The sequence below is a fragment of the Azotobacter chroococcum genome, assembly GCF_004339665.1.
Classification (GTDB): domain Bacteria; phylum Pseudomonadota; class Gammaproteobacteria; order Pseudomonadales; family Pseudomonadaceae; genus Azotobacter; species Azotobacter chroococcum.
On record NZ_SMMU01000066.1, the window covers coordinates 1 to 13048 of the forward strand.

General features: G+C 61.7%; 6 protein-coding genes and 2 pseudogenes. 4 read left to right on the plus strand and 4 right to left on the minus strand.

What is annotated here, in order from left to right; all coding sequences use genetic code 11:
- The first annotated feature begins 1211 nt into the window (after nucleotides 1-1211).
- From EV691_RS22485 to EV691_RS22495, 3 genes and pseudogenes are all read left to right on the plus strand, one after another.
- Nucleotides 1212-3578, plus strand: coding sequence for a glucan 1,4-alpha-glucosidase (locus EV691_RS22485; RefSeq protein ID WP_242672521.1), 2367 nt, complete (start codon nucleotides 1212-1214; stop codon nucleotides 3576-3578).
- Nucleotides 3579-3808: 230 nt separating this feature from the next.
- A pseudogene (locus EV691_RS22490) lies at nucleotides 3809-4036 on the plus strand (IS3 family transposase); the annotation flags it as partial.
- A gap of 302 nt (nucleotides 4037-4338) precedes the next feature.
- Nucleotides 4339-4710 carry a hypothetical protein gene (locus tag EV691_RS22495; protein WP_131298155.1) on the plus strand — a complete coding sequence of 124 codons (372 nt, stop codon included), beginning with the start codon at nucleotides 4339-4341 and terminating at the stop codon, nucleotides 4708-4710.
- Nucleotides 4711-4899: 189 nt separating this feature from the next.
- Here the strand turns inward: EV691_RS22495 and EV691_RS22500 are convergent, their stop codons facing one another.
- Together EV691_RS22500 and EV691_RS23510 are read right to left on the minus strand one after the other, a co-directional pair.
- Entirely contained in the window at nucleotides 4900-7470 is a 2571-nt protein-coding gene (locus EV691_RS22500; RefSeq protein WP_131298153.1) for a glycoside hydrolase family 32 protein, read from the minus strand.
- A gap of 460 nt (nucleotides 7471-7930) precedes the next feature.
- Nucleotides 7931-8095: a hypothetical protein gene (locus tag EV691_RS23510; protein ID WP_165494386.1), complete on the minus strand. Its 165-nt coding sequence runs from the start codon at nucleotides 8093-8095 to the stop codon at nucleotides 7931-7933.
- Nucleotides 8096-8850: 755 nt separating this feature from the next.
- Between EV691_RS23510 and EV691_RS22505 the strand changes: the two are divergent.
- A pseudogene (locus EV691_RS22505) lies at nucleotides 8851-10179 on the plus strand (class II 3-deoxy-7-phosphoheptulonate synthase); the annotation flags it as partial.
- A 279-nt stretch (nucleotides 10180-10458) separates the two neighbouring features.
- Here EV691_RS22505 and EV691_RS22510 read toward each other — a convergent pair.
- Both EV691_RS22510 and EV691_RS22515 read right to left on the minus strand, forming a co-directional pair.
- Complete coding sequence (locus tag EV691_RS22510) at nucleotides 10459-11061, minus strand: UbiX family flavin prenyltransferase (RefSeq protein ID WP_089168286.1); 603 nt, start codon at nucleotides 11059-11061, stop codon at nucleotides 10459-10461.
- Nucleotides 11058-12572: a UbiD family decarboxylase gene (locus EV691_RS22515; protein ID WP_089168287.1), complete on the minus strand. Its 1515-nt coding sequence runs from the start codon at nucleotides 12570-12572 to the stop codon at nucleotides 11058-11060. Before EV691_RS22515 ends, EV691_RS22510 begins: the two co-directional genes overlap by 4 nt.
- Nucleotides 12573-13048 lie beyond the last annotated feature (476 nt).

Sequence of the window (13048 nt, forward strand, 5' to 3'; positions counted from 1 at the left end):
TTGTATGCGGGACCATTCCCTGTCGCTCAGTCGGCTTCTGTCAGTCATGGCAAAAGCCCAGTTTTAGCACTGGGCTTGCGTCAACAGAACCTAGCTTGGAATTTTTAGCCGGCGAGGCATATGCGAACCTGCCTGTGCACAAGCCTTTGCAACACAAGCGTGAAACGTCCACTTGCCTCCGTCAGGCCTGCCGCTTGAAAAGCACTGCCACTTCGAATTGCCCAAGATCAACCCAAGACCGCATTAAACATGCTTTGCAAGCACAGAGGAAACGTTCCAACAATGGCAATTTTTTACTAAAAAACCAATTTTCCCCAACAGAATATAAAGAACCTTTTAAATTTTTATAGGAAAAATTCTTACCGGCAAATTAATGGCCACCCCTAATCCAGAGAACGGCATGGCAAGATTCTGTGAATTACCGGACTCAGCCAAGCAGCCGGTCGCTTACTTGCAATGGCAAGGGCCTCTGTAGAGCAACCATGACTATGAAAAGTAGCTTGCCAAACAAAATCTCAAAGACTAAGTTAGCGCTATCTCATATAAAAACTGAACTTGCCCAAGCATGCACGCATGTCACCAGCCCGCTTCTTTGGATAGGCGAGGTGGCAGACAACAAGAACAACAAGACAATGGCGGCAGACTTAACTTTGCGGTGATTTGTTGCGTTCCGCAAAGACAGCGCTGTCCCGACGATTAGGAAGGTATCCATGCTTCCAGCCAGCAGTACGTCGGTAAACGCAGGGAACCCCGGTTGCGGGCAACCCTGCGCTCCCCAGGCACTTTGCCAACATAGTGATTTCACTCTCCAGCATCGGAGATTCGATTTCCATCCCACCCACACCGTCACTACGGTGCACTCGATGCAGGCTGCCAGCAGCTATAGGGCTGCCTCTTGCAGCATTCAGGCAAACCTGCACACGACACACTCAGTCATCGGGCGATTGCCATCCATACCGAGCCGGCAAGTCTCCCCGTGGCTGCGTATCGGGGAGGCGTTGCCAGCGCGCGCACCTCGATGCCTCGAAGCGATGACTCGAAGCTTCGGCTGAGACTCGCTGAACGATCCTCCCCTATCCAAAGCAACCGGCTCCCGCTCGGAGCGGCTGCACGACGGCGATCTTCCAACGTTGTTATCCCCCCAAAAAAAAGGAAATGATATGCAGCCAATAAGGTTTCGCAAAACACTGCTGAGCGTCATGGTAAGCGCTGTGGGCCTCTGTCAAACCGCGCTGGGTGCCGCCCCCGGTACCGGCGTGGTGGAGAGCGTGGCCCCGGGTGCGCCGGGGAAAGCACCGTTTTGGTCCTATTCGGGAAAAACCGGTATCGGCACCTCCTACGAGCAGTACAACGAAGATGGCCAATATGCCCGTTCGGCGGCCACCGGTCCCGTGTCGAAAGTCTGGTTCTCCCTGGCCCAGGGGATCATCACCGAGACCATGTTCGGCTTGATTCATGAAGCTCAGCTCAGGGAGTTGCAACTGGTTATCCAGGGGCCGGACTTCGTGGATCTGGAAGCGCAGGACACCGACAGCGAAATCCACTACCTGTCGGTCGACGGTGAGGGCCGCCCCAATTCGCTCGCCTACAAGATCATCAATCGCGACAAGGAAGGCCTGTACGAGATCGAGAAACATGTGTTCACCGATCCGAACACGAACTCCCTGATGATGCGGGTCAACTTCCGCAGCACCGATCCGGCCATCCAGGCCTATGTGCACGTCGATCCGGCGATCGGCAACACCGGCAGCGGCGACACCGCCTTCGTCGACCGGCAGGCGCTGTACGCCCAGCAAGACGAGACAACGCTGGTGGTCAAGGCCAGCCAGCCCCTGGAGAACGCCACCGTCGGCTTTGCCGGAACCTCCGACGGCCTGACCGACCTGAAGAAGGATGGCAAGCTCGACAACCAGCACACCAGCACTGGGTCACAGCAGGGCAACGTCGCCCTGCTGGCGCGCCTTCCCTTGAAGGGCACCGAAACCACAATCGACCTGGTCGTCGGGTTCGGGAAGAGCCGCGAGGAGGCCGACAAGGCGGCGGACAAGACGCTTGCCCGCGGCTACGCCAAGGTGCTGGCCCACTACAATGGCGAGGGCAAGGCGATCGGCTGGCAGGATTATCTGCAATCCCTGCCCGCCCTGCCGGCCATGTATGCGCAGAGCACGGACAACGGCAAGCTGCTCAACGTCAGCGCCATGGTGCTCAAGGCCCAGGAGGACAAGAGCAACGCCGGGGCGCTGATCGCCTCCCTGTCCAATCCCTGGGGCGATACGACTTCCGCCGAGCAGAGCAGTACCGGCTACAAGGCCGTCTGGCCACGTGACTTCTACCAGTGCGCGATGGCGCTGCTGGCGCTCGGCGACCGCCAGACGCCGAAGGTTGCCTTCGAATACCTGAAGAAGGTTCAGGTCAGAGAGGACACCCCCGGCAACGAGGGCGCTACCGGCTGGTTCCTGCAAAAGACCCATGTCGATGGCGAGCTCGAATGGATGTCGGTCCAGCTCGACCAGACCGCCATGCCCATCATGCTGGGCTGGAAACTCTGGCAGGCCGGGATACTGGACGACAACCAGATCACCGACTGGTACCAGAACATGCTCAAGCCGGCGGCGGAATTCCTGGTCACGGGCGGCCAGATCAAACTCGGCTGGAACGATTGGAACATCACCCCACCGCTGACCCAGCAGGAGCGCTGGGAAGAGCAATGGGGCTACTCGCCCTCGACCACGGCAGCACTCATCGCCGGCCTGACAGCGGCCTCCGACATCGCCGAGCATGCGGGTGATACCAATGCGGCGCAGACTTTCCTGAACACCGCAAAAGGTTACTCCGACAAAGTGGAAGCGAGCATGTTCACCCGCAGTGGCGAGCTGGGCGACGGACGCTATTACCTGCGCATTACCCAGAACGACGACCCCAACGACGGCGGCACCCTGAGTTACAGCAACGGCTATGCCGGACTGCCGGAAAGCCAGGTTCTCGACGCCGGTTTTCTGGAGCTGGTGCGTTACGGCGTTCGCCCCGCCACCGATCCCCACATCGTCGATTCGCTGGGAGAGCTCGACAGCCAGGTGCTGCCCGAGCACCTGAAGCTTAAATACACCTTCACCTACCCCGGAGTCGTAGGCGAATTCCCCGGCTGGCGTCGCTACGGCAACGATGGCTACGGTGAAAATCAAAACACCGGCGGCAACTGGATGACCTCCGAGCCGGGCTCGGACCGGGGCCGGGTCTGGCCGTTCTTTACCGGCGAGCGGGGCCATTACGAGCTGGCGCTCGCCAAGGCCCGGTTGCCGGAAGGGGTCAGCACGTTGAGCGACGAGCAACTGATGCAGCTCAAAAATACCTACGTCAAGAGCATGGAGCTGTTCGCCAATGAAGGCATGATGCTGCCGGAACAGGTCTGGGACGGCGTGGGTGACAACAGCACCCATGGCTTCGAGAAGGGAGAAGGCACGAACTCCGCCACCCCCCTGGCCTGGACCCATGCCGAATACGTCAAGCTGGTTCGCTCGATGACCGACCAGGCGGTGTGGGATCACTACCCCATCGTCCAGGAAAAACTCGCGCAATGACCTGAGGGTGCACATCGCGCCGGGCAAGCGCCGCACCGCTTGCCCGGCGCGTCAACAAGGCGCCCCCAGCATTACCATCACATCAACTTTCGCATCAGCTCGGCCAAGGCCTCCACCTGGGCTCGCACCGAACCCTCAAGCCCTTTCGCCACTTGGCATTGCCATAGCGGCGCACGCCTTGCTTTCCGCTGTCGATTACCGAGCTCTGTCAAGGGAGCCGAGGCGCTGAGCTGCGCTGCAGCATGAGCGCGAAGGGCAACTGCTACGACAACGCCTGTGCCGAGAGCTTCTTCCACAGCCTGAAGGTTGAGTGCATCCATGGGGAACGCTTCGGTACGCGTGCCCAGATGCGAGCAACCGTGTTCGAATACATCGAAGTCGACTACAACCGCCAGCGGCGCCACAGCACGCTGGGATACATCAGCCCGGAATCCTTCGAGCTCCGGATGAGTGCTTAAAACCGTGTCCACGACTGCTGAGCAAGATCACTTCGGTAATGCCCACGATCCTGGGCGAAGGAATAAAGAAAGCCATCCATGCAAGACCTCGGCAATAGACAGCGCTATCTATGGATGGTCGCACTGTCACCCAGCCAAGCCTATTGCCACTATCGTGTTATTTTTATTGATTATCGCTGAGCTGCATTAAGGCAATGCCTGGAACCCGGCGACTCCATTCTCACAAAGATAGCGCTATCCTGAAAAAATAAAACATCTTTTGGCAATCTCGAAACCACAGATAATCATTAATTTATACCTGGATGAAACTATTCAGCCGTAGCAGCTCAATATCATTGCAACTGGTGCCAGGCCTTCCTCCACATCGCCATCAATATGGCCAGCACAGTTCTATCAAGCTGCGCGAAAGCTCGCGGGGCCAGGCGAAGTTCGTTATCACTCTCGGCAAACCGAAAAATCGGGCTATAACCGATACAAGTTTGGAGCTTTCATTTATTCAGAAGTACCTGCCTACCGCGATCGAACGGCAAACAACCGGAAATGCATATGCGGTGATGGCCGGCGTGATGTATGTGAGCAGTCCGAAACTTCTACAGGTTTCCATCTTCAGGCACGACCTGAGCTGGCTGCGCCCCCGTCATCCTTTCCTGGCACCCGCCGCGCGCATCACATGAAGCCGGCGATCCAGCCACGATGCCGACAGGGCCTGCTCGGGCGCCACTCCGTCCGCGTGCAGCACCGAACGGCGCTCCCCCTCAAACGGACCGAGCTTCTCCCCCGGCCGCGTCCTGCCAGGGCCGCGGGCCGGTGTGTCGCCCTTTCCTTCCCGCAGGGAAGCGCTCGAGTGTGTTGCCGCCGCTGCGCTACCGCGTCCAGCTCGAACCCAGAGGCCGGACCTGCAACGAGTCGAGCATCGCGCTGCCGCCCTCGGAGAAGAGCTGTACACCGTCGCTCGTCGCGCCCGGGAAGATCTGCGCGGTGATGACGGTTTGCCCCTGGTCACCGAAGACCTCCACCGACGACCAGTCGACGAGCACATGCAGCCGGATCTTGCCATCCCGCGCGGTCAAGGGCGCCCGCTGAACGCCGGGGAAGTCGGTGCTGAAGCCGTCCTCGCCGGAGCGCGTCCGGTCGACGTAGATTTCGCCGGCCTCGGCGTCGTAACCGATGAGGGTTTCCTCGCCGTTGCCACTACGGACCTTCAGCCCGACCCGCTTCGCGTCGCCGGAAAGCAGGTCGGCCTTGATCTCGAACGCCTTGCCCTGCAGCGGAAGCGTGGTCGTGCCGGACGGAATCTGCTGCTGGCTGAACGTCTGCCAATCCTCTCCCAGCAGATCAAGCTCCTGCACGGGCTGCTGAACCAGCCGGAGAGCGCCATCGATGGTGCGCAAGGCAAACTCGCGCGGAATACTCATCGCGCCACGCCAGGGGCTCGTCGGCGTCAATTGGCCGTAATTCCAGTTGTTCATCCAGCCGATCGCGAGGCGGCGCGCATCGGGCACGTTGTTGAAGGTGATCGCGGCGTAGAAATCCTTACCGTAATCCACCCAACTGCTGCGCTGCAGGAGCGACAGCGCGGGCTCATCCGCAAACATGAAGTGGTCGGCGAGGATGTAACCCCAGCCGCCCGTGTTCCTGTCCCTGAGCTGGATCTGGGCGGTCTGGCCGATAAGGTTCCGGACGTTCCATGCGGCCCAGTCCAGCGTGGTGCTGTTGGGCCCCGTCGTCGATCGGACCACTTCGCCATCGATGAGCAGGTTGACCGTAGTTTCCGTGGGGCGCGGCAAGGCCGGCTCGTCGGAGAACATGAAGTGGTCCGCGTTGATGTGTCCCCAGCCACCGGTGTTGCTGTCGACGATCTCGATGCGCGCCGTCTGGCCCCTGAGCTCGGAGACGTCCCAGTGGGTCCAGTTGAGGGCCTCGCTGTCCTGACCGGTGGCCGTGCGCACCACCTCGCCATCGACGACCAGATTGACCGCTGTCGGAGGATTGTTGGCAGTGCCGGGATAAGGATGGGCGCCACCACCGACCAGAAAATTGATGTAGTCGCTCATGACGGTGAACCCAGGCGAGACGATCGTGCCGGTTCCGTTGTCATAATCGATGAAGGTGTTGATCAGCTGACGCCCCTCGTAGCCGCTGACGGACTGCTGGCCTGCGAGTGTGCCGGCCGCCGGCGCGCTACCGGCGAAGGTGCCGGTGGCGGTCCAACCGCTGCCGTAACTGCTCCCCTCGAAGTCGGCGAATACCGAGCCGGCGGGTACCGCCTGGTCCGAGATCGTGGGATCGTGCGGATGCTTGCCTCCGCCGACGAGGAAGTTGAGGTAAGGGCTTTCGATAGTAAAGGGGGGCGATGTCAGGGTTCCCGTTCCCAAGTCTGCCTCATGGTAACTGTTGACCAGGCCACCACCGAGATATCCGCTCACCTCGCCCTGCGGCGAAATCGTGCCGGAGGTCGGGCCCGAGCCGAACGCGGTACCGGTCGTGCTCCACTCACCGTAGTCGCGCTCCTCGAAGCCCTGGTAAAGCTCGCCTGTGGGCGGCGTATAGTCGCCGAGGACATTGTCGGCCCGAAAGGTCGTCCCGTCGAAGTCGCCGACGAAGTACTGCATGCCGGAGCCGCCCGCGATGCTGCCAGGGTTGAGGCTGACCAGAAGCACCCACTTGATCCGGCTGGAATCGCCGTCGACGGGAAGCGGAAAGAGGTCGGGACACTCCCAGGCTCCCCCCGTGGCGTTGGCGGGGCCAAAATCGCTCATGTGCGTCCAGTTCTTCAGATCGGGCGAGCTGTAGAGCTTGACCTTGTGTTCCAGCGCCGCGACCACGGCCATGACCCACTTCCGCTCCGGCGCGTACCAGAACACCTTCGGATCGCGGAATTCCGCCGAGCCGATGTCGAGCACGGGATTGCCATCGTATCGGCTCCAGGTACGCCCGCGGTCGATACTGTAGGCAAGCGACTGGGCCTGCGATCCCGGCCGTGCGCTGGTGTAGATGGCCACCATCGGCGGATTGCGCCGGCTCCCGAAGCCGCTCGTGTTGCGCTCGTCGACCACCACGCTGCCGGAAAAGACCATTTCGTCGCCCTGTTCGGGAATGGCCACCGGCAAATGCTCCCAATGCATCAGATCCGGGCTGACGGCGTGCCCCCAGGACATATGTCCCCAGGTGTCACCGAACGGGTTGTACTGGTAGAACAGGTGATATTCGCCGTCGTGGTAGACCAGTCCGTTCGGATCGTTCATCCAGTTCTCGGCGGGACTGAAGTGGAACTGGGGCCGGTAGAGTTCCTGATAGGTGCCATTGTCCGACGCCCCGGCGGCATCCTGCATGGCGAGGCTGGCTGCGGAAATCGCCAGCGCAAGGAGCCGTATGGCCGAGCGTCGGCAGACCAGGGCATCACGCCCCCGACTTGCATGCTTGTCATTGTTCATTTTTCAGCCTTCCCTAGCTTGGATTTTTCAGGCGGCCAGGCATATACGGGCTTACCATGCACAAGCCTTTACAACAAAAGCGCGGAACGTTGAGCTATTTATTTGAATTCACCCCCAGCGCATTGCAACTTCGCCTCGACTGAGAGCACTCCCTCCCAAAACAAATCCCCAGGAACATTGCCTATCCAGCAGGCGCGCACTCGTGACCAGCAACGCAGCACATGACTTTCAGCAGACACAAAAGTTGATCTTTCCCTAGCGTGCGAAGAACATCGTTCTTATTCGGACGACATCGACTCCCAGCCAAGCCCCTGGCTGCACGACCGGCCCTGGTGTGCACCCTGATAGTCCACCTGGAGAAATACTTGCCGCCAGCGGCCTCCATCGGCAAATACATTCTTGAGGCAAAGCGAGGCACTTTAGCTGACGTATTGAATCATCATGCCCATCGACAGCCTGCTTAACCTTCCTCACTGAAGCCACAAATCGAGCGCCAATCAAAACCTGCCTGACTCCAGAACTTTTCCGCCATATCGAAGAAGCTGCCCATCCCTGTTTCGCAGCCCGGAAAAGCAACTTCCAAGAGCGAAATGGCAGTATCCGCAGGAAGCTCTGTCATCTTCATGAATCTGAGCCAACCAATGTCCCCAATATGATGAGGACTCTAATAAAGCCCATATCTGAAATCATAGGAGAAACGTTTCAGCAATGACAACTGTCGCCAGGAAATTATTTCCACGAACGCAATACAAGATTGTTTTTAACTTGTTATGGGAAAAGTGCTTACTGGCCAAATACTGGCATGACCGATCCAAGGGTCATGCGGCAAGATGCCATTAACGATGCAATCAACCTGGCCCCTGGGCCGCTGATGCTTCTGCCGGCTGACACGGCCCTGATAGCCGTCGGCGCTTGCTTCTGTCTGCACCCGGAGGAGCATGCTCTGCTCCGTAATCGTCCGAAGTCAGGCTGGCAAAGCACTGGCCCCACTTGTGCCTTTTGTCGGCCACTCGGACAGCTTGCGAAGATCGTGCATTACTTCTTCAAGGACAGCCCCGGAAGCCTGAGCAGGCGCTCAGACACCAGACTTTGAGGGCCTTTCGCAGTCTGTGCAGGCGATGCGCAGAAGTCTTGCCCGGACGCCGGAATCGTGCGCTCGGGCGCAGGTTGCATCGGCGGCTTCGCACAGGGCAGGAAGGATTCCGGTCGCTGTCCGCACAGGCGTAAACGGTAAAAAGACTCAATGGTCAATGACAGGCTTCAGCTTCTGACTCGCATCAACAGAATCTGCGGCGGCCATGACTGACTGCGCGACAAAGAGCAGTTACATCCACCGAGCATGCCGTAATGCAATCAAAGGATCTGATGATGAACCTGATGATGAAGCCGAACTGGACTCCCGACAGCTGGAGAACCAGGCCCATCCAGCAGCAACCCGAATACCCCGATACCACCCATCTTGCCCAGGTCGAAGCAACCCTGGCCGGTTATCCGCCGCTGGTGTTCGCCGGCGAGACATGCGAGCTGCGCCGGCTGTTCGCCGAGGTCAGCCAGGGACGCGCCTTTCTGCTGCAGGGAGGCGATTGCGCGGAGAGCTTCGCCGAATTCTCCTCGAGCAAGATCGGCGATACCGTGAAAGTGCTGTTGCAGATGGCGGTGATCATGACCTTCGCCGCCGGCTGCCCGGTGGTCAAGGTGGGACGCATGGCCGGCCAGTTCGCCAAGCCACGCTCGGCGGGCAGCGAAACCGTCGACGGCGTCACCCTGCCCGCCTACCGCGGCGACATCGTCAATGGCATCGACTTCGACGAAAGGAGCCGGACACCGGACCCGCAACGCCTGCTGCAGGCCTATCACCAGTCCACCGCCACCCTCAACCTGCTGCGCGCCTTCGCCCAGGGCGGCTTCGCCGACCTGCATCAACTCCACCAGTGGAACCTCGACTTCATCTCTGACGAAGCCCTGTCGGAAAAGTACAGCCAGCTGGCCGGCCGCATCGACGAAAGCCTCGCCTTCATCCGCGCCTGCGGTCTGAAGAGCACGCCGCAGTTGCACAAGACCAGCTTCTTCACCGCCCACGAGGCGCTGCTGCTGAACTATGAGCAGGCCCTGACCCGCCAGGACAGCCTGACCGGCGAGTGGTACGACTGCTCGGCGCACATGCTGTGGATCGGCGACCGCACCCGCCAGCCGGATGGCGCCCATGTGGAGTTCCTGCGCGGCGTCGGCAACCCGATCGGGGTGAAGGTCGGCCCCAGCATGGACCCGGACGAGCTGCTGCGCCTGATCGACAGCCTCAACCCGGACAACGATCCGGGCCGCCTCAACCTGATCGCGCGGATGGGCGCGGACCAGGTGGAGCAGCATCTGCCGGCGCTGATCCGCGCGGTGCAGCGCGAAGGCCGCCAGGTGCTGTGGAGTTCCGACCCGATGCACGGCAACACCATCAAGGCCGGCGGCTACAAGACCCGCGCGTTCGAGAGCATCCTGCGCGAGGTGCGGCAGTTCTTCGCCGTGCACCAGGCCGAGGGCAGCCATGCCGGCGGCATCCATATCGAGATGACCGGGCAGAACGTCACCGAATGCATCGGCGGCAGCCGTGCGGTCACCGAAGAGCGACTTTCCGATCGCTATCACACCCACTGCGATCCGCGCCTGAATGCCGACCAGGCTCTGGAGCTGGCCTTTCTGATCGCCGAATCGATCAAGCCCAAGCACCCGAAGGCCCCCCGGCACAGCGGCACGCGATCGGGCCATAGGTATCGGCTGCTGGAAGTTCGCTGATTTCAGTGGCGGTTTCTGCGACACCGGCCATGACCGCTCTCATGGCCGGCTACCGCCGGAGGTGGCAACGCTCGACGCAGGCGGCAAACACGCCGGCAAGCGCGCATTGCGGAGGTCGGGTCCGGGCATGGGACAGTCGCAGGCCAGCGCCTTCGCACGCGAGGGCGCAGATGGATGTGGGGCGGCCCCGCAGCATTCACTCAGTCAGGCATGCCTGATCCTGTCCGCCGGCGACATGCCGAAGCTTTCGCCCCAGCGCGGCGCTCCCGGCACCTCCAGGCCGAAGCAGTCGAGCGCCCGGGCCACCGAGTGATCGACGATGTCGGCAATGCTCTGCGGCTCGGTGTAGAACGCCGGTACCGGCGGATGGATGATGCCGCCCAGCTCGGTCACGGTCAGCATGTTGCGGATATGCCCGGCATGCAACGGGGCCTCACGGACCATCAGCACCAGGCGCCGGCGCTCCTTCAGCGCCACGTCGGCCGCACGCGTCAGCAGCGTGGTGGTCACGCCGCTGGCGATCTCCGCCAGGGTGCGCACCGAACAGGGCGCCACCAGCATGCCGAGCGTTCGGAACGAGCCGCTGGAAATGCTGGCGCCGACATCGCCGATCGGGTGTACATGGTCGGCCAGCGCGTACAACTCGTCACGCTTGAGGCGGGTTTCGTAGGCGCGGGTCATTTCCCCCGCGCGCGACACCACCAGATGGCTTTCCACCTCCAGGGCCCTGAGCATCTGCAGGGCCCTGATACCGTAGATGATGCCGGTGGCGCCGCTGATGCCGACGACCAGCCGTTGCGCGCTCATGAGCGGGCCTGCGGAAAGAGCTCGGGCGCGAAGGGGTGCGGGTCGACATCACGGAATTTCGCCCGCTCGAAGCGCTCCCGCAGATGCCAGGGCGCCGTGCAGTCGAAGATGGTCTTGCAGGTCAGGCCGCGCGCGGCGATCGACGGGCTGTACTCCGGGACTTGCGACGGGTCGAGCACGTGGCCGGGCACGCCGGGCACGAAGATCGTGTCCACATCGCCCTGGTAGCGGGTCTGCATGGCCCAGAGCACATCGTCGGAGTCGAAGGGGTCGACGTCCTCGTCGACCAGGATGACGTTCTTCAGCTCGCGGTAGACGGCGAGCGCGATGAGCGCGGCCTGGCGCTGGCGGCCTTCGTCGCCCGGCCGGCGCTTGGCCACCTGCAGCACGGCGAGCAGCTTGCCGCCGCCGGCGGTATGCGCATACACGTTCTTCAGCAAGCCCGGCATGGCCCGTTCCACGGCGTTGCGGATGCTCGCCTCGGTGGGAATGCCGGCCAGGTTGGTGTGCTCCTCGCCGGGGCCGACCAGGGTCTGCAGGATCGCCTGCCGGCGCATGGTGACGGCAGTCACGCGGATGACCGGCAGCGAAGGGTTAGCCGGGCCGGTGTAGCCGGGAAACTCCGGCATGGCGCGGCCGCTGTCGGTGTTGATGTCCTCGCGCAGGCGCTCGTGGGGCAGGATCTCGCCCTCGATCACCACCTCGGCGCGGGCGATCGCCTTCTGCCCGATGCTGACCGCCTCGACCAGTTCCACCGGCCTGCCGCGCAGGCCGCCGGCGATCTTCAGCTCGTCGTAGCCCAGCGGCGTGGTCGGCGCCTCGAAGCAGGAGCCGATGAGGATCGCCGGGTCCAGCCCCATGTTGATGGTCACCGGCAGCGGCTTGCCGGCCGCCTCGGCCTTCTGGCGGAACTTGTCGATGTGCCGATCGGGGGCGAAGAAGATCGACAGCCGGTCCCGGCCCTGCACGCACAGGCGGTGGATGGTGACGTCGGCATGGCCCTCCTCCGGGTCGCTGCCCAGTACCAGGCCGAGACAGAAGAACGGACCGGCGTCCTCGTCGGTGTTGGTCGGTGCCGGCAGCAGTTCGCGCAGATCGAAGCCGGGGTCTTCGGCGCGGTGGACGATCTCCTGGCACGGCGCCTGCTCCCTCGGGACGACCACCGGATCGATGGCCTTCTCGATCGCCTCGCCCATGCGCTCGGCCAGCCGGTCGGGCGTGGTGTCGAGCAACAGGGCGACCCGTTCGCGGCTGGCCATCACGCCCACCAGCACCCGCGAATCCGGATAGCCCTTGATGTGGTTGAACATCATCGCCGGCCCCAGCCGGGTCGGACGCTTGACGGTGCCGCCTGCCCCGACACGCTTGTAGACCCCGGCAAGCTCGCCATGCGGGTCCACCGGATGGTCGGTGTGCAGGAGTTGCCCCGGCACTTGCTGCAGACGCGCCAGAGCGCTGCGCAGGTCATTGATGGGCGGGAAATCGATGAAGGCGGGGAATGGCTGTTCCATGGTTGAAAAGTCCATTTTCAGAAGATATATCCATGCCTTCTGGCGTACACACTGAAATTCTCGCTGGAAATGCGCTGGACCTTGAGCCTGTGCAGGAAACTTCCCGTACAGGCATTCCCATGGCCACCGGCCATGAGCCCTCATGCATGCAAGACAACAAGCCAGGCGGCCTTACATTCCTGCATTCGATTGTTGTTTGCAGCAGCGCTGTAAAGATAGCCCCACCTGCCTGCCGCTCAAGCCCTGCCATCGGAAACCACGGCGTTTCTGCTGGCGACACCCGTGTAGAGAACCGGTCGATTCGGCCCAGGGACTCTTGCCGACTGTCTGAAGGCCTGGCATTTCAGCGACTTTCCGGTCGTCCATCGGGGACTCCGCTCCCTAGGGCCTGTTGACGTTTTGGCATAGGCCGCGACGGCGGCCCGTTTGGCGCAGAACAAGGAACGAGGAGAGAAGTTTGGTCATTCCAAATGAAC

Coding starts and splice junctions, on each gene's coding strand:
- EV691_RS22495 (WP_131298155.1), top strand. CDS start 4,339: ATGAAACTATTCAGCCGTAGCAGCTCAATATCATTGCAACTGGTGCCA.
- EV691_RS22500 (WP_131298153.1), bottom strand. CDS start 7,470: ATGAACAATGACAAGCATGCAAGTCGGGGGCGTGATGCCCTGGTCTGC.
- EV691_RS23510 (WP_165494386.1), bottom strand. CDS start 8,095: ATGAAGATGACAGAGCTTCCTGCGGATACTGCCATTTCGCTCTTGGAA.
- EV691_RS22510 (WP_089168286.1), bottom strand. CDS start 11,061: ATGAGCGCGCAACGGCTGGTCGTCGGCATCAGCGGCGCCACCGGCATC.
- EV691_RS22515 (WP_089168287.1), bottom strand. CDS start 12,572: ATGGAACAGCCATTCCCCGCCTTCATCGATTTCCCGCCCATCAATGAC.